Source organism: Streptomyces sp. NBC_00212, assembly GCF_045206365.1.
Lineage (GTDB): Bacteria > Actinomycetota > Actinomycetes > Streptomycetales > Streptomycetaceae > Streptomyces.
Map to the genome: position 1 here is coordinate 112,253 of NZ_CP108116.1, position 19,517 is coordinate 131,769.

16 protein-coding genes and 3 pseudogenes are annotated in these 19,517 nt (G+C 65.0%); 6 read left to right on the plus strand and 13 right to left on the minus strand.

The window, feature by feature from the left end; all coding sequences use genetic code 11:
* Positions 1-41 precede the first annotated feature (41 nt).
* Both OHA17_RS40310 and OHA17_RS40315 read left to right on the plus strand, forming a co-directional pair.
* Positions 42-740, plus strand: a complete 699-nt coding sequence (locus OHA17_RS40310; protein WP_331721305.1) for a BTAD domain-containing putative transcriptional regulator — start codon at positions 42-44, stop codon at positions 738-740.
* A gap of 418 nt (positions 741-1,158) precedes the next feature.
* Positions 1,159-2,058 (plus strand): IS5 family transposase, encoded by a 900-nt coding sequence (locus OHA17_RS40315; RefSeq protein WP_331721307.1) that lies wholly within the window; start codon positions 1,159-1,161, stop codon positions 2,056-2,058.
* On the opposite strand, the gene OHA17_RS40320 is transcribed toward OHA17_RS40315, so the two are convergent.
* A complete protein-coding gene (locus OHA17_RS40320; RefSeq protein WP_331721308.1) occupies positions 2,048-2,428 on the minus strand; it encodes a hypothetical protein in 381 nt (126 codons plus the stop codon). The genes OHA17_RS40315 and OHA17_RS40320 overlap by 11 nt on opposite strands.
* Before the next feature lie 98 nt (positions 2,429-2,526).
* Here OHA17_RS40320 and OHA17_RS40325 point away from each other — a divergent pair.
* Together OHA17_RS40325 and OHA17_RS40330 are read left to right on the plus strand one after the other, a co-directional pair.
* Positions 2,527-3,729 (plus strand): annotated as a pseudogene (locus OHA17_RS40325) (IS110 family transposase).
* A 97-nt stretch (positions 3,730-3,826) separates the two neighbouring features.
* Positions 3,827-4,036, plus strand: a complete 210-nt coding sequence (locus OHA17_RS40330) for a hypothetical protein (protein ID WP_331721309.1) — start codon at positions 3,827-3,829, stop codon at positions 4,034-4,036.
* 104 nt (positions 4,037-4,140) lie between these two features.
* Here OHA17_RS40330 and OHA17_RS40335 read toward each other — a convergent pair.
* The 9 genes and pseudogenes from OHA17_RS40335 to OHA17_RS40375 all read right to left on the minus strand — a co-directional run.
* A pseudogene (locus OHA17_RS40335) lies at positions 4,141-5,043 on the minus strand (ISKra4 family transposase); the annotation flags it as partial.
* A gap of 108 nt (positions 5,044-5,151) precedes the next feature.
* A complete protein-coding gene (locus OHA17_RS40340) occupies positions 5,152-6,933 on the minus strand; it encodes a reverse transcriptase domain-containing protein (RefSeq protein ID WP_331721310.1) in 1,782 nt (593 codons plus the stop codon).
* A gap of 534 nt (positions 6,934-7,467) precedes the next feature.
* Positions 7,468-8,103 (minus strand): annotated as a pseudogene (locus OHA17_RS40345) (ISKra4 family transposase); the annotation flags it as partial.
* Between the two features lie 66 nt (positions 8,104-8,169).
* A complete protein-coding gene (locus OHA17_RS40350) occupies positions 8,170-8,691 on the minus strand; it encodes a hypothetical protein (protein WP_331721311.1) in 522 nt (173 codons plus the stop codon).
* A gap of 289 nt (positions 8,692-8,980) precedes the next feature.
* Complete coding sequence (locus OHA17_RS40355; protein WP_331721312.1) at positions 8,981-9,841, minus strand: alpha/beta hydrolase; 861 nt, start codon at positions 9,839-9,841, stop codon at positions 8,981-8,983.
* A 62-nt stretch (positions 9,842-9,903) separates the two neighbouring features.
* A complete protein-coding gene (locus OHA17_RS40360; protein ID WP_331721313.1) occupies positions 9,904-10,122 on the minus strand; it encodes a hypothetical protein in 219 nt (72 codons plus the stop codon).
* A gap of 68 nt (positions 10,123-10,190) precedes the next feature.
* Positions 10,191-10,793, minus strand: coding sequence for a hypothetical protein (locus OHA17_RS40365; protein WP_331721314.1), 603 nt, complete (start codon positions 10,791-10,793; stop codon positions 10,191-10,193).
* Between the two features lie 318 nt (positions 10,794-11,111).
* The gene (locus OHA17_RS40370) at positions 11,112-15,032 is read right to left on the minus strand and encodes an SGNH/GDSL hydrolase family protein (RefSeq protein ID WP_331721315.1); all 3,921 of its coding nucleotides are present in this window, start codon (positions 15,030-15,032) and stop codon (positions 11,112-11,114) included.
* Positions 15,033-15,214: 182 nt separating this feature from the next.
* Positions 15,215-15,559 carry a hypothetical protein gene (locus OHA17_RS40375; RefSeq protein WP_406510968.1) on the minus strand — a complete coding sequence of 115 codons (345 nt, stop codon included), beginning with the start codon at positions 15,557-15,559 and terminating at the stop codon, positions 15,215-15,217.
* Between the two features lie 331 nt (positions 15,560-15,890).
* Here OHA17_RS40375 and OHA17_RS40380 point away from each other — a divergent pair, with 331 nt between their 5' ends.
* Positions 15,891-16,313, plus strand: coding sequence for a hypothetical protein (locus OHA17_RS40380; RefSeq protein ID WP_406510969.1), 423 nt, complete (start codon positions 15,891-15,893; stop codon positions 16,311-16,313).
* A 97-nt stretch (positions 16,314-16,410) separates the two neighbouring features.
* Here the strand turns inward: OHA17_RS40380 and OHA17_RS40385 are convergent, their stop codons facing one another.
* Together OHA17_RS40385 and OHA17_RS40390 are read right to left on the minus strand one after the other, a co-directional pair.
* Positions 16,411-17,115 (minus strand): peptidase inhibitor family I36 protein, encoded by a 705-nt coding sequence (locus tag OHA17_RS40385; protein WP_331721318.1) that lies wholly within the window; start codon positions 17,113-17,115, stop codon positions 16,411-16,413.
* A 444-nt stretch (positions 17,116-17,559) separates the two neighbouring features.
* Positions 17,560-17,766 (minus strand): hypothetical protein, encoded by a 207-nt coding sequence (locus tag OHA17_RS40390; protein ID WP_331721319.1) that lies wholly within the window; start codon positions 17,764-17,766, stop codon positions 17,560-17,562.
* 164 nt (positions 17,767-17,930) lie between these two features.
* On the opposite strand from OHA17_RS40390, the gene OHA17_RS40395 reads away from it, so the two are divergent.
* Complete coding sequence (locus OHA17_RS40395; protein WP_331721580.1) at positions 17,931-19,136, plus strand: IS256 family transposase; 1,206 nt, start codon at positions 17,931-17,933, stop codon at positions 19,134-19,136.
* A 4-nt stretch (positions 19,137-19,140) separates the two neighbouring features.
* Here the strand turns inward: OHA17_RS40395 and OHA17_RS40400 are convergent, their stop codons facing one another.
* Positions 19,141-19,380, minus strand: coding sequence for a hypothetical protein (locus OHA17_RS40400; protein WP_331721320.1), 240 nt, complete (start codon positions 19,378-19,380; stop codon positions 19,141-19,143).
* Between the last annotated feature and the right edge of the window lie 137 nt (positions 19,381-19,517).

Here is a 19,517-nt window from a genome sequence, read left to right on the forward strand (position 1 = left end):
GGCGCCGCAAGTTAGGGGGGGCAGTGGTTGAAGTACGACTCATGCCAAGGTTCGAGTTTCTCCACAACGGGCGGGAGCGGGTTGCGATTCCAGCTGTGCCGCGCCTTGCGATCACGTTGGTCGCACTGGAGAGGTCCTCGCTCTCACGAGCCGAACTGGCGGCACACCTGTGGCCTGAGGTGCCGGAGCGACAGAGAGCCAGGAGGCTGCGCACTCTGTTGTGGAGAATCAACCGACTGCTGCCCGATACGCCTGTGCTCAAGGTGTCGGAGGGGCATGTAATCCTCGTGGAACAGTCCGAGGATATCGACCTCCATGCGGCGTGGGATCTCGCACAGGCGCTGGTACGGCAAGCCATCTCGAAGCAGGAGGTCCTCAACTCGCCGCCGGAACGCTGGGCGCCACTGAAGTCCATCGTGCTCGATGGTGAATCGGACGAGCAGAGCTTCAGTGTGCAGCAGGAATGGAATCACCTGCGACTTCTCGCTCTTGACTCTCTTTCGCAGATGCTCCTTGCCGGCGAGAGAATCCTGCTCGCCATAGAAATGGCCGAAAGCGCGATCAAAGTCGACCCCTTATCCGAGTCTCCCTACCGGACGATCACTTCAGCCTTCATCCACCGCAGTGACAATGCTACCGCCTGGCGTGTCTATCAGGACTACTCCAAGTTCGTCGAGGCCGAGTTGGGCCTGATGCCCAGTTTTGAATACCAGGATATTGTCTCACGCATGAAAGCGTAAACCTACTGTGGGCGGCAGTATCCTCTGCCACCCACAGTAATTACCTGATCAGCACTTCGCCAACACAGAAACCCGCGTCGCGGTAATAGTGGTAGTCGTGATCATCATCGGGCCGTCGACAGGGTCAATGCCGACGGGCTCGTTTATCACGGTGAGCTGCTCTTCCATGTCACCGAAGAGCGCTTCTAGGTTGGTGATCTCTGCCTGCGTACACGTTGCCTGCATAGCAATTCCCTCTCTCGATGATGCCGGTGACACTGCCTTTTTCGGCGTTCGTTGATTGAATCAGGTATCCGTCTCCAGAACGTCACAGTGGACGACTCCGTCGGAGACCTTGAGCTCCAGGGCCCGCAGTTGTGTCTCAGATCGTGTTTGAGATCTGCCGTCTCCCGTTGCCAAGGTGGTCGTTGAATCCTCTGTGAGCGGTGATGGGGGTGAGTATCCGTCGGACCTGACGGATGAGCAGTGGGCGCTGGTGGAGCCGTTGCTGCCGCCAGCGCGGGTGGGTCCGAAGGGTGGTCGGCGGGAGAAGCATCCGCGGCGGCGGATCGTGGATGCGATCTTCTACGTGGTGCGGACGGGGTGTGCCTGGCGGCAGTTGCCGAAGGACTTCGCTCCGTGGCCGACGGTGTACTGGTACTTCACGTGGTGGCACGACGACGGCACCGTGGAGCGTATCCATGACGCCCTGCGCGGCCGGGTCCGCGAGGCCGACGGCCGCGACGCGGAGCCGAGCGCGGGCCTGATCGACTCGCAGTCCGTCCGCACCGCCGACACCGTCCCCGCTGCGACCAGGGGATTCGACGCGGGCAAGAAAGTGAAGGGCCGCAAGCGGTTCATCGTCACCGACACCCTCGGACTGCTGCTGGCCGTCCATGTCGTCGCGGCGAGCGTCCAGGACCGCGACGGCGCGAAGCGGCCGTTGCTGTGGACCAGGCTCGACCATCCCGGTGTCCGGAAGGTCTGGGCCGACCAGGGCTTTGCCGGCCGTCTGGTCGAGTGGGTCGCACAGATCCTCGGCCGCGATCTGGAGATCGTCCGCAAGGCCCCTGACCGGCGCGGTTTCCAGGTCCAGCCCAAGCGGTGGGCGGTAGAGCGCACCTTCGCGTGGCTTACCGCCCACCGGCGCCTCGCCCGGGACTACGAGACCAGCCCGGCCCACTCCGAGACGATGATTCGATGGGCCATGATCGGCGTCATGGTCCGCCGCCTTACCCGAGGCCAACCGGCAATCCGATCAGGCCCACGATCGCTCTCCCGCACTGAGACCCACAGACTCAACTGCGGTGCGGCCGAAGGCTCGTGGCTCACTTCATGAACACAATCACCAGCGGGTCCGACTCTGGCGCGACGTAGTCGTATGTCGGGGAGTCGACGTGGCAATGATCGCTTGCACCCGCCTCTGAGGCGAAGCCCTCAAGGTTGTCGGCGAGGAGGTCGAGAGCTTCCCGCCCTCCCGTGATCCTCAGGACCTGGGCTTCCGTGACGATCGAAACGGTGGCCCGCTCTGGATCCTCCCGAAACGCGATCTCCGACAGCGACCTCTCGTAGGGAGAGGGGCGAGGGTTCTCCGAGAGGTCAAAGCTTCCAGCCTTCCCCCGCAGCAGCTGCCCGAACGCCAGCAGTCCTTGACGCGTCCCGGAGAGCTCGAGCTCTTTCGTTTCCCCGCTGTACAGAACCTGCAACATCGCATCCCCTCCAACCCGCCGATCGTACCGATCACCAGTGGATGCGCGTGTACGACACCGATGCCCAGGCCAGCCGCACCAAAGGAGTGGAGAGCACGATGTTCGACACCGGCGACGTGGGCGTCTTCCTCGGCCTGGATGTCGGCAAGACGGCCCACCACGGTCACGGGCTGACCCCGGCCGGCAAGAAGGTCTACGACAAACCGCTGCCCAACAGCGAACCGAAACTGCGGGCCGTGTTCGACAAGCTGGCCGCGAAGTTCGGCACCGTGCTGGTGATCGTGGACCAGCCCGCCTCGATCGGCGCCCTGCCCCTGACGGTCGCGAGGGACGCGGGCTGCAAGGTCGCCTACCTGCCGGGACTCGCGATGCGGCGGATCGCCGATCTCTACCCGGGCGAGGCGAAGACGGATGCAAAGGACGCCGCGGTCATCGCGGACGCCGCCCGCACCATGCCGCACACTCTGCGCTCGCTGGAGCTGACTGACGAGATCACCGCCGAGCTGACTGTGCTGGTCGGCTTCGACCAGGACCTCGCAGCCGAGGCCACCCGCACCTCCAACCGCATACGCGGCCTGCTCACCCAGTTCCACCCCAGCCTCGAACGCGTCCTCGGGCCCCGGCTCGACCACCAGGCCGTCACCTGGCTGCTGGAAGGCTACGGATCCCCGGCCGCCCTGCGAAAAGCCGGACGCCGCAGGCTCGTTGAGGTGATCCGGCCCAAGGCCCCGCGCATGGCCGTCCGGCTGATCGACGAGGTCTTCGACGCGCTCGACGAGCAGACCGTGGTGGTTCCCGGAACGGGCACGCTCGACATCGTCATCCCGTCTCTGGCCCGGCAACTCGCAGCCGTCCACGACCAGCGCCGGGCCCTGGAAGCCCAGATCAACACCCTGCTGGAGGAACACCCTCTTTCCCAGGTCCTGATCTCGATGCCGGGGGTCGCGGTCAGGACCGCTGCTGTTCTGCTGGTCACCGTCGGCGACGGCACCAGCTTCCCCACCTCCGCCCACCTCGCCTCCTACGCCGGCCTCGCGCCGACCACGAAGTCGTCGGGAACCTCGATCCACGGCGAACACGCACCACGAGGCGGGAACCGATAGCTCAAACGGGCCATGTTCCTATCCGCGTTCGCGGCCCTGCACGATCCCGTCTCCCGCACCTACTACGACCGCTGCCGGGCCAGAGGAAAGACCCACACCCAGGCTCTTCTCCGCCTCGCCCGGCATCGCATCAGCGTGCTCTTCGCGATGCTCCGCGACGGCACCTTCTACGAACACCGAACCCCCCGCCTAGCTTGACCAAAGACATAGAGGCCCCCCCGAGCCATCATTGAGCGAGCGGGGCTTTGTAATGAGCACGGGAACCGATCGGGCTGCCGCGAAAAGTGGAGTGTCAGTGGCGGAACTCACGCTGAGGATCTCGGTCGCCTTCTGTGTCGAACGGTTCGAACCACTCATCGGCGGCGAGGTTCACCATGCCCAGGGACTGGTGGACCTCACTGCCCGGGTCCTCGATGCCGTCGAGCTTCGCGTCGAAGAGCATCAGAACGTCATGATCCTGTTTTCCGAACAGGCGACTGGCGGTATCGATGCGGACCTGCGGTGACGCGTCACGTAAGCGTCCGGGACGTACTCAGAGGCGAGGCGTAGTCGCCCAACTTCAGGCAGCAGACTCACTTGGGTGTGGATCCTCTGGAGTGATGGTCGTGATCAAGCAGTGAGGCGGTACTCCTGCTGGTCGGGGCTGGGGTAGAGGCGTTGGTGTTCGCGGGCCGCGTGGAAGGTCCAGTAGTCCTCGAAGTCGCCGTTGGTGATCAGTGCGCGGAGTTGGAGGACGGCTTCGGCGCCGGTAAGTCCCCAGCGGGCGCCGGTGATGTCGAGGCGGTCGGCGACCAGGTGTCGGCAGGCGCCTTCGACGGCGCCGGTGGCGATCGGCCAGCCGGCCGCGAGGGCGGTGTCGTAGTGGAGTTGGTCGAGATGACCGGTGAGGTAGCGGGCGCAGGTGGTGACGGCGTCGCGGCGGGTGGCGGCAAGCTGTTCGGCGGTGGCCTGGGCGGTCATCTCCTTGGTGGCGCGGCCGGCGTGTCCGGCGAGGATCGCGGTGAGTTTGTCCGCGGCCCAGGTCTCGGCCTCGCGGCTGCCGACGGGATGGAAGGCGTGCGCGGCTGTCCATGTGTACTCGGCGACGTGCACGAAGTCGAGCAGGACGTGAACGGGGATGCCGCGGCGTGCGGCTTCGTTCTGGATCAGGTCGAGTTGATGGCGGGCGCCGTCGACGAGCACGATCCAGTCGCGCAGATACTGCGGGTCGCGGGAAGCGGCCTGCGCGAAGGCGTCAGCGACGACCCGTTCCGGAGGGCGGATCACCGAGGCGGTGCACCACTTCCGCTCCGCTTTCGGGCCCTGCCGGGGTGGCCGCATTTCACTGCGGCCACCGGGCGGGTGCACGATGTCGTGCGGTCGACGCGGGGCCGGGACGACATCGAAGACGCAGGCCACCGTCGCCATCCGTTTGCGGTTGGGCTTCTCGCCCGGGGCAAGACGCCCCCGCCGCCCGGCCGCAGCACTCTTGGCCGCGGCCCGGCGGGTGGCCTCGCGCAGGGCCTCGGGCCGGTGAGGTCGGCCCACGGGCGCGGTTCCGGTCTGTTGACCGGCCCGGTTCCCGTGAGCCTCCTCCCGAACCGGACTTGATCGTTTCCGATCATCCGGCTCTCCAGCGGTTCATGCCGTTATTGCGGCAGGAGGGTCAGCGTGGATAGCGTCATGGCACGGCGCACACACCACGAGGGTTTTGCGCCGCTTCATCGTCATAAACACTGCCCAGGCCGGTTGTTGAGGGCCTTCGGAGCTTTGGAGGTCGGCGAGTTTACGGACATGGTGTACTTGGATATTGTCCGTGCTCCCGCAGAGTTCACATTCCCCGTGGCGGAGCCGACGGATCAGCTCACTGCCCGTGAGGGTGCTCCGCACTGGACGGCGATCGATGATCTTCGCCGTACGCTGCCGTTTCAGCGGAATTCCCCCGAACGTCGCGACCAAAGGGTTCCGCCCTGGGCCGCGTTCGATGCGGGCTTGCAAGCAAGTCCGCAGTCCCTCAGGCGTCTCGACCTTTACCTTGTATTTTCGAGACATCTTGGTGACCTTGGAATTGTGCTTGTGGGCCAGCGTCTTAAGTAAGGAGGTCTGCATCACCCAGTGCAGTCTGTTCAGCCAGTGGACGTTGCTGGCGAGTAGGTAATACTGCACCATGCCCCTGTATTCGGCTCCGAACCTTGCCACGATATTGTAGTCGCTACGGTGCAGAAGCCTGGTCTGGGATGCGGGTTTGCCGCGTTCCATGTACTGGGCGCATTTGGTGGTGAGAACATCGACCGGGACTCGCAGTCCGATCACGCCGTTGACTGCCCGGTTTTGACGGGTAATCTGGTCATTGGCGTGCTGGGCGACGATGTGATAGCCGAGGAATCTTGCCCCCTTTCTGGCGTGGGTGATCAGCGTCTTTTCTTCTGACAGCTCCAGCTTGAGCTCGCCTTTCAGGAACTGTCGGATACGCTGTTTTATCTCCTCGGCTTCGGTGACGGGTCCGCTGAACCCGAGTAGGAAGTCGTCGCAGTACCGCACATACCGCAGTCGCCGATATCCGGGATCTTGTGGATTCCCGTAGGGGATACGGCGGCGCTGCTGGCGCAACTTGCGGAGAGCCAAATGGTCACCGCTTTGTTTCGCCTGTGCGATCGGCGAGTCGAGCCTCCGGTATGCAGGGTTGGCGACCCTGTTCTTTCCTCGGGTGTATCCGGGCACGAGAACTGTCTCGACGAATTCATCCAACCTGTGCAGGTAGATATTCGACAGGATGGGTGAGGCGATGCCTCCTTGTGGCGCGCCGGACAGAGTAGCGTGCCATTCCCAATCCTGAAGGTACCCCGCCGTGAGCATCTTGTGGATCAGCGCAAGGAACCGGCCGTCGTGGATATTATCGCCGAGCGCCGTAAGCATGACAGTGAAGTCCAGGCTCCCGAAGCAATCGGCGATGTCCCCTTCGATAAACCAGTGTGTTCCTTTCCAGGTTTCGGCGACCTCCCGCAAAGCGGTGTGGCAGCCCCGGCCTGGGCGGAACCCGTGTGAATGGTCGGAGAACTGGACGTCGTAGTACGCATCAAGCAGCATACGCACCACTTCGGCGACCAATTTATCCGACCAGGACGGTAGGCCCAGCGGACGCAGCTTCCCGTTCTTTTTCGGGATGAAAGTCCTCCGTGCAGGGCTGAAGATATAGCGCTCGTGGCGCAGAGCATCAATGATCTGCTCGATCTTTCCCAGTGACATACCGTCCACGGTTTCCTCGGTGACCCCTGGCGTCATCGATCCATGGTTGGAATAGATGCGTCCGTAGGCCATAAGGAATAGCTGCGGGTTGAATAATTGTCGATACAGTCGATCCAGCGGCAGGCCCTCCCTGCCGCGCTTTCGGAGGATATCCAGAACCGTTTGGGCGTTCTGCATTACGCATACCCCCACGGTTCGAACATCCGAACAGCCTGGCCCCCTTGGCCCTGTGGACGGCTTTCCCGCCCTCCCTGGCAGGACGTTACTCCTGCGACTACTACGGGGCCTCCGTCACCGTAGGGCACTTTGCCCCTTAGGTGATCCCGGGTACGTCCTCTGTGTACGTAACAGCGCGACTTAGGCATCCCATTCATCCCCTTGAATCCCTTCGTTAGGGATCGCCCCACGCTCTGGAGGTTGCATCGACCGTCATGCGGAGTCGTCGCAGAGCATGGCACCGGTTCCAGACGTCTTTCCGATGGGTGGGCGTATACACCTTCTGGGGATTGGGCTTCAACCAATCCAGGCTTTGCCATATCACGCGGGTCCCTCAGTGCACCGTCCCATACGTCTGGACCCGGCCACTGATTTTCTGGCATGCTGCGGTCCCCGTCACCTTTCGGCTTTGGGTAAGCCATTGGACCCAAGAACTTTCCTCCAAGTTCCTCCCGACTGAATCGGGAATACAACAGAGGCGCCTTACCGGCGCACCATCACCACACCCTTGCCGTCGACCTCGATGATCAGCGGCATCTCGCGGGTGCACGGAGTGGGGATCCTCGCCGTGTAGTAGGCGGCGATGTCGACCGCGGAGGCCATGACCAGTTCTTTGAGGCGGCGCTTGCCCAGGACCTTCCCGCACCGTCGCTCGATCGCTGCGGCGGCCTGGTCGAAGGAGCCGCGGACCGCTTCCAGGGCCGCGAGCCGGGCAAGGCCGCGGGAGTGTCGACCGGCGGGCAGTGACAGCTGGGCATCCGCCGGGTGCACGTTGGCAACACCTCGTCCGCGATGGGCGATCCGGCTCACGCGCACCGGGCCGAACACACACGTCAGCAGGCGGCGATGCCCTCGCTCCCGCCAGGTCCGCGGCTGTCCTTCCGGACCGAGGACGACCGGCTGTCCTCCCTTGTCCCACATCGCGTCCTCCTCCTTCCTGGCGCGAGAATCGAGGTGGTCCTGCATCACCTGCCGCAGCAGCTCGCGTCCCAACTGTTCAATCTGCACTTCGAGTTCGTCATGGGGCAGGCCGCCTGCCGGGCCCTCGGCCAGTGCCGAGATGAGGCGTTCGAAGGCATCGCGGGAGGCGAAGTACGGATCAGGTTCGGGTAAGGCGTCGTACTGTTCCACCGGGCTCTTCTTTCAGCAGATCCGATGTGGTTGGCACCCTCGAATCTACGGAGAAGAGCCCCTTGGTCACCGGGAGTTGGACCGGTCGATGCCCGGACCGCGACGTGCCAGGCCGAACCGTCCCGGCACGTCCTCGTCCAGCCACCCCCGCTCCACCAGACGCTTGAGCTTCACCCTCGTGCCCTCGATCTTCCCGGTCGTCGCCGGCAGCCCGATCCGCGGCACAATCTGCTTGGCCTGCAGCGGGCCCGGTGCGTCGGCGATGACCTCCATGATGTCCCGGTACACATCCGGCAGCACCGTTGTCACCAGACCCTCCCGCCAAGGCGGGACCATCATCACCGCCGCCCCGTGCGGCTCCGACTCCCGCTCAGGCTCCGCCGACACGACCAACTCGACGTCCATATCCGCGGCCGACAACTCAGCCAGCACCTTCGTGACGGTCTCCCGCGTGATCTCCAGCCGTGACAGGTCCTCCCGAGCCTTCTCCATCCTGAGGGCCAACTCCGCGGCCTCGGCCTGGAGTTCCTCGACACGCCGCCGAGCCGCAGCCTCCCGCGCCTCAAGCTCCTCCGGCAAAGACACCATGGCACCCCACCTCCACCTCGCCACGGTAGAAGCACGACAGCACCGCCCACGCGTCAATCAGCATCTTCCCAGCTCAGCTGTCCCTCGAAAGGATCCACACCCGACTCACTTTCACGGCCTTCGTCGTGGTCACGTGCACCTTGGTCGGAGCACATGAGTCAGACGAAGGCCGCCTCAGCGTCAGGAGAATGCCCAGGTGAGCGGCCTAGTTCGAGGCCCATTTCGACACCGGAACCCGCCACGGTGCCGACAGCCGGGGATGAGTCCAGCCAGCGAACTGGTCGAAGCCCTATGCGCCCACCGTGCTTTGCACGAATCGCCGAAGGTGCGCACGCACGGCGTCGGGTTGCTCCAACCAGGGTTCGTGCCCTGCGCCCTCGATCCGCGTCAGCGGAAGAGCGAGCCGGAGCGCGAGTGCTTCGAGTGCCGACACAGGGCGGGGATCATCGGCCCCACCGAGGAGTTCCGCTCGCGCGGGGAGGTGCGCGCGCAGCTCGGCAAGGTGCTCATCGAGCGGGTCCGCGTGTCTTTCCTTGCCAAGTTCGCTGTTCATAGCCCAGTTGATGGGGCGGCGCCGCTGGGCACCCTGCGCGGCCCAGTGCCACCCGCGTTCGGGATCGGCGTGGTCGGTGAACCAGGCCAGCGTGAGCAGCTCAACTTCCTGCTCCTCCGTACGGTGCGGCAACTCCTCCAATTCGCGGAGCCGCTCCTGCTGCGCTGCGGACATGCGGCGGCCGCGCTCCGCTCGGTCCCCGGTACGCCAATCACCGACGAACGGCCCGCACATCAGCAGCATTGCGGCAACTCGGTCGGAGTGCGTCAGGCAGAACCGGCTCGCCAGGTCGGTGCCGTAGGAGTGCCCGATCAGTACGGCCCTGGGCACGTCCCATGCGTCGAGTAGCTCGGCGAGATCGTCGACATGCCGGGCGAAGGAATGGGGGCCCCGCCACGGGGACCGGCCCGTGCCACGCTGGTCGTACCGGTAGACGGGCGCGAGGTCCGCGACCATGGGGGCGACATCGCCCAGATAGTCCGGCAGTCCCGGACCGCCGTGGAGCATGACCACGGGCGGCTGCCGAGTCGTGTCCCCCAGCGCCATCCAACGTAACTGCGCCTCGTCGGTCATCGACACGAGGCCCTGCGTCTCCATCAAGGTCACCGCGGAGAACCTAACGGTGTCACTGAGGCTCCGCCAAAGGGTTAAAGACAAGCTCAGGAAGACTTCCGGAGTTCGAGGATCTGAGCTTCGAGGTCAGCGATGCGTTTGCCGGAGAAGCGCAGGTTGGACCGCGCGCCTTCAAGGCGTTCTTGCAAGGTGCGGTGTTCCCGGGTGAGCTGCTGGACGCGACGCTTAAGGGTGATGTTCTCGGAGGTCAGTGCCTGAACGGATTCCCCCGGAACCATCTGGTCGAAGTCGCGAAGCTTTCCCATGATCTCGCCGATCTGCTGCCGTTGCGCGAAGACCTCCTTCTGCGTGCGGCCGAGTTCGGCCTCCGCGTTCAGCGCACGTTCGCGCGTTCGCCGTTCATCGTGTCGTTCTTGAGGATCTCGAAGTATGTTGTGCTGGGCTGGCGCAAGGTGAACACCATTCCGTATTGGCGGCGGATGTCGGCTACGGTCTTCGCTTCCGGCTGGTGGGTGCACCGTCGAATCGGCGGGTCGGGCTGGATGCACGGGGACGGTTCGTGGATGAGAACCGGGCGCTGCGGACTACGGACCGTGTCCCACTCCAGGGTCTCTGCACCGTCGAGGAGCTGTGTGGGCTCTTGTGCATTCGGCCCCAGGGGGTTCGGCCCTTTTCCCTTGTAGTAGGTGACCAGCTTGGAGGCGAAGTCATTTTGGCTGGAGACGACACCTCCTCCGCCGTTGGGGTGCGAGGCCTTGTACTGGTCTCCTGCGGACAGAATCGACTCCAGCACGTCACTGATCCGGTCGGGCGCGGTGCCGAAGTAGCCGGTGACTTCCAGTGAGCAGCGCATCTTGTATGTGTCATCGCCGGAGGGCCACAGTCCCCCGGCCCCGCTCCCGCAAGAGTCGTTGACAGTGACCAGAGCGGGGGTGAGGGACATCTTCTTGCCGTAGGCATCGACGGCATCGGTCATGCGCTTCTCCGCCTTCTGCCTGGCCTGCACGGCCTGCGGGCTGCCCGCAGGCTTTCGTAAGTCTTCGTAGCTGAGTGCTCTGTCTCCGGAAGAACACGAGACGATGCCCACGACGGCGGCGACAGCCCATGTGGCAGCTGCTGCTCTCCGGGCCTGGCGAGGCTTCCAAGTCGCAGACATACCGGTCTCTCCTTCGATCTGACGTGAGGAAGCCCATGGTCCCGAAGCACAGCGGGTGGGGCCTGAGTATGCGTACTCAGGCCCCACCGTAGGCCGGAGGAAGTCCGGGCAGAATGGGTCGTGTCCTGGAACGGCCTTCTACTTGAGGCGGCGCTCCAGTACGTTCGCGTAGAGGCGTGCGCCGGAGATCTTCGGGTGGAACGATGCCATGCCGACTGGTGAGTTGTCGGCCTGCGCGTGCCCGGTCAGGACGATGCCGTTGACTGTTTCTGGGTCACCGCATATCGCCTTGCCGTCGAATTCGGACCGCGGATCTGCGAAGAGCGCGTAGGCGCCGGTCTCGGTTGTGGAGTCGAGTGTGGCTCCGTTCATCTCCTCATTCAGCATGTCCGCGAGAGAGTTGAGCCATGGTGCCTCCTCCGTGCCGATGCCGGGGATGCACTGTCCGCCTCCGGACAGCAGCCGGGGGTAGCCCATGAGGATGATCTTCGCGTTCTTCGCCCGGTCGTGAATGGCGTTGAGTGTCTTGACGATCTGGGGGCGTACGGAGTCGTGCAGCCACTTGGGAGCCCAGTCCTTCAGCGGCCCCGTATTCCCCGGAAGGGGTTTACCCGTGGTCGGGTCCTCGTTGTCCATCGACGCGTTCTGGCAGAGGTCGAAGATGACCTCGTACACACACTTCTTGAACACGTCAGTGAAGCGCGCGTCGTTGCCGCCGACCGACAGGGTGACCAGGGTGGTGTTCTGGTCGAGGTAGCCTGCGTCGAACTGCGACACCTCACCGTATTGGCCACCGTCCGTGCCGGGCAGCAGCATGTCGTACGTGCGGGCCCCCGAGCAGGCGACGAAGTGATAGTCCATCTGCGGGTCACGGGCGTCGACCATCTCACCGACCGACTTCGAAGCGCCCGGAAGCGCCGCCTGCCGCGACCACGCGTACGCGGAGCGGTGGCATTTGTCGGGCCGATCGCCGGGGTGGTCGCTCTCCGGGGAGAAGTCCTTGCCACCTGCCGCACTGGCGCCTTCGCCCGAGGAGTAGGAGTCTCCCATGGCCACGATGGAGTTGGCCGGTTTGCCGGAGAGCGGCCGGAAGGCGACCGCGCCCCAGGCAACATCCTCGTCGGCCGTGCCGTCCGCTGTCACGTTCGACAGCGACACCTTCGGGGTGCCGGTGAAATGGAACGCGCCGAGGCTGAACCAGGAGCCGGCACGTTGGGGCACCACCCGTCTCGTGCTGGCGCTGTCCGTTCCGCCGACGGTGTAGGCGGCCTGGCGGGTCTGGGCGCCGGTGTCGGGCAAGTGCACCCATACGCTGGCCCAGTTCAGGTTCTGGCCAAGGGTCCAGGTGCCGTCGATGGTCATGAGGCCGCCGTCGCCGCCGAAGTGGTCGCGGTCCCGGGTGTGGGTGTACCAGTAGTGGCCGCCGTAGCCGCCGCCTATCTGGTGCAGGTCCGCCTTTGCTTGATAGTGGCCGCTACTGTCTGGTGTGAACCCGAACTGGAAACTTCCCTTCGAGGTGGTCTTTTCGCATTCGCCCCATGTTTCCGTGCCGTTGGGGACAGAGGTGACGACCAGGGAGTCCAGCGGTGCGCCGGAGCATATGGGTGTGCCGTCTTTGAGGAAGCTACCGCGCCCCGGCTCCGGGATCAGCGTCTGGTACTTGATGGCTTCGTGGCCGCAGCTGGTGGCGCAGTCCTTCTTCCATGTTGCGTTGGGCTGGTTCCACCAGTACTGCGCATAGCATTCCGCGTTGGGGCAGTTCGGTGGTGTGGCCTTGTCGCAGTTGTTGTTGCTGTTGCAGAAGGTCTCCAGTACCGGTGAGACGTGACTGCGGTCCATGGTGGTGGTCCACCAGGCAGGCCGGAATCCGGCCGTGGAAAACCCGGATTGGCCGGGCCGGTCCTGGCGGCCGGAGGTGGAGTAGGAGTATCCGGTGTCGATGGACCAGGCGGCCCAGCCCATCACCTTCTCCTGGTACGGCCACCACTGCGGGTGGGCGGCGTCCTTGTTCGCGTTCGGCCCGTCCACGTCGGTGTCCATGAACGGGTGGCCCCAGCTCTTCTCGTAGATCGGGTTGGCCGGGTTGTTGTACCAGCCCAGTCCCCAGTGCCCGGCGTGGTTGGACGCGTCGGAGGGCGGGTTGAAGCCGAGGTTGTAGTTCCACACGGCGGTGAACCAGTTCTCCACCAGGGACGGATCGTCGTTGTTGACGGTGACCTTCTGCCCGTCCTTGTGGACCTCGTTCCACTTGTCGGCGAGGATCTTCATGGAGGCGGCGATGTTCGTCGCGTAGTCGACCGCGATCAGCTTCTGGAGGGCCGGGGACAGGCTCGTCTCACCGGGCTTCTCGTGACCGGCCATCCGCATACCGTCGGTGACCTGGCCGACGCCATAGCCGCAGTCGGACTTGTCCCAGTTGATCTGCCAGTAGGCGGCCGGGTTGTTGGGGTCGGCCTTGTGCCCGTAGTAGCCGTCCACCGCCGCGAGCGGGCTGCCCATCTGGCCGGGGATCGCCCCGGACTCGGCCTGCCACAGGTTCGACTCCTGGGCCATGATGCCGAGCAGCACGTTGGCCGGAATCTTGCCTCCGCCCGTCAGAGTCGGCGGCGGGAACAGGCCCTGAGGGTCGATGGTTCCGAGACCGGCCTGGTCGCGGTAGCCGCCCTGCTGGAGCCATTTGGAGCGCAGCTGGCCGCGCACCGCCATGTCGACCCCCCACTCGACCTGGTTCGAGGTCGGCTGCAGGGCCTGCGCGCTGAGGTCATTGCGGGAGACCGCACACCAGCGGTCCGGGTCGGTCGGGTCGGTGGATGCCCCGGCAGCTGCGGTGCGCTTGGTGGTGCCTCTGGTTCTTCCGAGGGCTGGGGAGGGAATGGTCCCGGAGCCGTCAGGAGCTTGCTGCTGCACGCTCTGGGTGAGCTTGGTCCCGGTGGTGGTGACGGTGCTGGTGACGGTCACCGGATCATTGCCGTCAGCGGAGGCCGCAGCATGCGGGGCGGGTTCATCAGCCTTGTCGAAGCTCTTGCCTGCGTCCTTGATGTGCGTCAGGCCCGCGCGCACGCCGGGGGTGAGGACCGGGTCGACGGCCAGGCGGCCGTGTGAGGACACGTCGGTATTCGCCGGGGCGTTGGTGCGCGTGATGCCGGTTCCTGCCGTGGCGGGCGTGGTGGCGGGGTGGCCGGTGAGGAAGATCTGGCCCGCCTCGCCCGTGATGAGGTCGAGGTCACCGAGCTTGCCAGAGGCGACGACGGCCGGTTTGCCGGTGCCGGTGAACACCTTGGCGGTCGCCGTGGAGGTGTCCTTGCGGTCGACGAAGGCGATCTTGCCGTCAGTGGCGGGTCGGATGTCGAACGGGGCACTGTCCGCGTCCGCAAGGTTTTTCACCGTGCCCGACGCATTGAGGTGGACCAGGTGACTGCCGAGCGCTGCGACGGTGCCGTCCTTCACCGGCACCGCGCTGGTGATCTCGCCCTTCGCCGCAGCCGTGCCCGTGGTCTTCCCGGCGGTGTCCACCGTCATGACACGCGTGCGGGTGCTCGCGGGGTCGTTCATGTCCCGGTAGACAGTGAACGCCGCAGTGCGCGTGGTCGTGTTGCAGGACGGGTCGAAGTAGGCCAGCGATGCCGTGAACGGCAGCTTCGTCACGTGCCCCGTCGACAGGTTGACGATCGCGGTGAACGCGCCGCCCTGCATCAGGTCCGGCTTGTTCGTGAAGCTACGCGGCGCATACACGACAGCGGCGTGGTCGTGGTCCATCAGGCACTGATTGCCGATCCACGAGTCCGCCGGCAGGCCCGGCTCCGACAGCTTCGCAGCCTTCTTCCACGCGTACGCCCCACTGCTGTCGGCGACCAGGATGTCCAGACCGTCCGCATCGGCAGCCGCGGTCACCGCCCGGTCAGGACTCGACTTCCAGTCCGAACCGAGCTTCTTGCCCGGATCCTCGACCTGGCCCGGAGGCGCCGGCGGTGGGGCCGGGGCGGCCGTCGGGTTGGGTTTGGGTGCGGCGATGGCGGGTTCGGCCTGGAGCAGGCCGCCGGTCAGCGCAGCGACCGTCACAACAGCGGCTAACGGCGCGCGGGTTCTCTTTCTGATTCTGCGTCTCACGTGAACGTTTCCCCGTGTCTCGAGGCGTGGTGTCCCGCGCCCCGGCAGGGCGCGGCGAGGCCCGCCCGCCCGTGCGCCGGGGCACGAGGCGGGCAGGAGTTGTGGGGCCGGGCGGCGGGTGGTGGGCCGACGGGCTAGTGGTAGACGTCGACGACGATGCGGTTCGGCGCGGTGAGCGTGGAGACCTGGTACCGGGTGTAGTCGCCCAGCGAGAGGCCGAATCCGATGTGGCCCTCGTAGTCGCCTGTCATCTGCACACCCTTGAGCGAGGGCAGCGAAACCGGCTGCACGGTGGGTGTGGTGTAGGCGTCGGGGCCGCTGGGGCGGGCCTGAGCCGGGTAGACGTCCAGCAGCAGGTAGGACTGCCCGGTGATCGCCAGGTGCCGCGTCTCGCCGGAAGCCCCTGGCATGTAGGACCCGTCGGCCGAGACCTGGGCCTGCACTGCAGGCGGCGCGACGTGGTCGCTGAGGTCGAACACCAGGCGGTCATGGTCCGGATGACCCCCGGTCCGGGCGTCCAGGATGCACACGCGCTCACACGACGTGGCTGACGTTGCGGCCTGGGCGGGTGTTATGGCTGTGGCGAGGAAACCGGCGGCGACTAACGCCGTTGCGGCAAGACGGCGGACAGCGGGCATGGGTGACTCCTTTGAATATGTGTGATTCCGTCGTGTGGGGACGGGCTACGGCTATGGGCGAGCCTTGAACCGCACTGGTGATGGAGGTGGAGCGCTGGGTATCGTCGGCCTGTTGGCGCATACTGCCGAAATGCATGCAACTCCCCACATTCCAGTGAAGATTGGGCCGGGTATGACTCGCATTCCCTTAAAGCCGTTTATGACCTCTGCTCTGCTGGCGCTCGCTGCCACCGGGGTTCTGGCTCTGTCGGGCTGTACCGTTTTCCAGAAGGATCGCGGGCCCATCCAGGCCGCACCGACCAATACACCCGCCGGCACCCCCGATGCGGCGGAGGCCACCCTGGCCGAGCGCTACCACCGGTCCGGTGGGGCACCAGAGGTGTACGGCATCCAGTACCGTTCTGACTCCGGCGCCCCTGTCATCAGCGTGTGGACACGCAATCCCGATGACAGCTCTCCAACGTTCGAAAGTCTCAGGAACGGGGTCACCGGTTTCCTCGTGCGTGAGGAGCACATCTCACTGGCCAAGGGCTATCAGCTATATGTCGTCGGCCCCACCGGAGCCTTGCAACACCGCTGGGACACGCGCCCCTGACCGAGGGAGCTTTCATGGCTTCTGCTCTGACGGCAAAGAGAAACTCCTGAAAATGCCGGTGCGGCCGGTCGGCAAGAAGCCGGCCGGCCGCTTCAGGTCAGCCCCGCCAGACCTTCACGGCGTCGGCCTTGTTGTCCCAATTGCCCCCACCCGGGTAGGAGAGGCGGCTGAGATCGGGGAACTCGTCTTCCAGATAGCCGCCCGTCAATGCGATGTCGCGGTCCGCGACCGGCCAGGAGCGGTAGTCGATCAGATGGGCGCCGCCGTAGTTCAACGGATAGTTCACGATGATCCGGTAGACGGAACTCACTCTGTCCCGGAAGCCCCAGTCGCTCAATTCTTTCGTCCCGGGGTCAAAGAACTGCAAGTGCGGGCCCGAGTAGTTCGGGCCGTCGTACAGGCACCAGTAGTCCGCCGAGCAGTCCTGCACCTTCCCGGCCCGGGCCACGCCAGATCCACCGTTCCGCTTCTGGCTCGGTGCCGTGTACTTGGCCACGTCATTGGAGCCCGCACGCGCGGCCATGAACCGGGCGGTGTCGGCGTCCGCCTGCTCGAACGTGTCGTAGCAGTGGACAGCGCCTCCGGGCAGCTCCGTGCAGGTCTGTGCACCCTGCCACCCCTCAGCAAGGTTGATCTTCCGCCCCTTGTATTCGGCGATGACCGGGTGCGGAACGGGCTTAGAGGCCGAGGGAGCCACCGACACGTTCTGGGACGGAGCCGCCGTAGCCGGCGGAGCGCCGGCGATGAGTACACCCCCCACCATCGCCGCCGCCAAGAAAACTGCCTTAAAATTTTTGCGCATATTCCCTCCCCGATTGTGGCGACGGGGAGACGTCATTCGCTTGTGAGCAACCCCCCGCCGCTCAAGACCAGGCGAATCTAAACCGACGGCTCGAAGAAGTCATTTGAATAAAGCCTTCCGGATGCCCATTGGCTCAAAAGGTATCGAGTAGCCATTTCTCGCCGACGTGGCCAGATTGAAAGTGTTGCGCGCCGAGTGCAGTAAATAATTTGCACCCTTGTGATGGCGACACGCCGCGGAACCATTTGGATCTCCAGGGAGTTCCGGTTCGCCGATGGCACCCCTCTGGAGTATTCGGCAGGCTTGACCTTTATGAGACTATTTGCGCAAGCTGGCATTTCATGAAAGAACCACATGGACAGCGCAAAAGTTCAGATCTGGACGATCTGATGAAGGAGCAGGGGCCCTCGGCGACTGCGCCAGCCGACACATTCTGGCGAGAAGTCACCTCCCTTCATCCGGCTGCCCCAACCCAAGCACCTGGGCGTCAGCGGTCAGCAACACCGCGCACTCAGACGGACGATGCATGAGGGTCACCGCAACAAGCAGCGCCGCCAGAAGCAGCTGGACCAGCCAGCCGATCAGAGCCACCCCGTCCAGCCAGCCGCCGGCGACCTGACCCGCCTTAGTACTCCAGCAGTACTTCTCCATTTGTGCTGGTCAGGGTGGTGGGAGTGGGGGGAGTGTTCAATGATCGGCGGATCCGATGATCAAGGAGACGCCTGATGAGCGACACCACCATCGAGCAGATAGCGGACGCGGACGTCGAGCCGGTGGCTGCGTCGGTGCCGGCGAGTGACGAGCAGTTGGTCGCGATGCTCGTGGACCGGGCCCGCAGCGAGGGCCTGCAGCTGACCGGCGAGGGCGGGCTGCTCCAGCAGCTGACCAAGCGGGTGCTGGAGTCCGCCCTGGAGGGCGAGATCACCGATCACCTCGGATACGACAAGCACGACGCCGAGGGGCGGAACAGCGGCAACTCCCGCAACGGAACCAGGGCGAAGACGGTGCTGACCGATGTCGGTCCGGTCGAGGTGAGGGTGCCCCGGGACGTGGCGGGCACGTTCGAGCCGGCCATCGTCAAGAAGCGCCAGCGCAGGCTGTCCGGCGTGGACGAGATGGTGCTGTCGCTGTCCGCGAAGGGTCTCACCCACGGGGAGATATCCGCACATCTGGGCGAGGTCTACGGCGCGAGCGTGTCCAAGGCCACCATCTCCACGATCACCGACAAGGTGATGGACGGGATGGCGGAATGGTCCAACCGCCCGCTGGACCGCGTCTATCCGGTCCTGTTCGTCGATGCGATCAACGTGAAGATCAGGGACGGGCAGGTCGCGAATCGTCCGGTCTACGTCGTCATGGCCGTGACCGCCGAGGGCCACCGCGACATCCTGGGCATCTGGGCCGGCGACGGCGGTGAGGGCGCGAAGTACTGGCTGAGCGTCTTCACGGACTTGAAGAACAGGGGCGTTGATGACGTGCTGATGCTGGTCTGCGACGGGCTGAAGGGCCTGCCCGAGGCGGTGGAGACCGTCTGGCCTCGAACGATCGTTCAGACCTGCGTCGTTCATCTGCTGAGGAACAGCTTCCGGCACGCGGCCCGCCAGGACTGGGACAAGATCGCCAAGGCCCTCAAGCCCGTCTACACGGCGCCGAACGAGGCCGCCGCGACCGAGCGGTTCAGCGAGTTCCAGGAAGCCTGGGGCAAGAAGTACCCGGCGGTCATCCGGCTCTGGGAGAACGCCTGGGCCGAGTTCGTGCCCTTCCTCTCCTTCGACGTCGAGATCCGCAAGGTCATCTGCAGCACGAACGCGATCGAGTCCGTCAACGCCCGCATCCGCAAGGCCGTCCGCGCCCGCGGACATTTCCCCAACGAGGCCGCCGCCATGAAGTGCGTCTACATGGCGCTCATGTCGCTGGACCCAACCGGCAAGGGCCGCAAGCGGTGGACCATGCGTTGGAAGGCACCTCTGAACGCCTTCCAGATCGCCTTCGAAGGCCGGCTCACCCCGGCCGCCAACTGACCCACTACAGAAACTGGATCAGCCGTCTACTGGACACTCCCTGAATTGTGCCGCTGTCGGCGTCCCTCTGCTCCTGCAGGGACCGCCAGTGGCCGCCCTGGATGCACGTGTCACCCTCGTGCATCACCTTGTCGTCACACTTGGTCGGGCCCTCGCTGCCGGCCGACAGCCACAGGAACAAGGCGCCCATCACCAGGCCAATGATCCCCATCCCGATCCAGCTCTGCTTCTTCCGTGTCGCCATCCGGCGTTCCCCTCGTAGACAGCACTTCCAGGTCATGGTTCCACGCGGCGCTCGACCCCCGTGGACACTGAGGGAATTTCAACCTGAATTTGCTGGCGAGCAGAGCTGGTGTGAGTTGACTCCGTCGGGAATCTTGC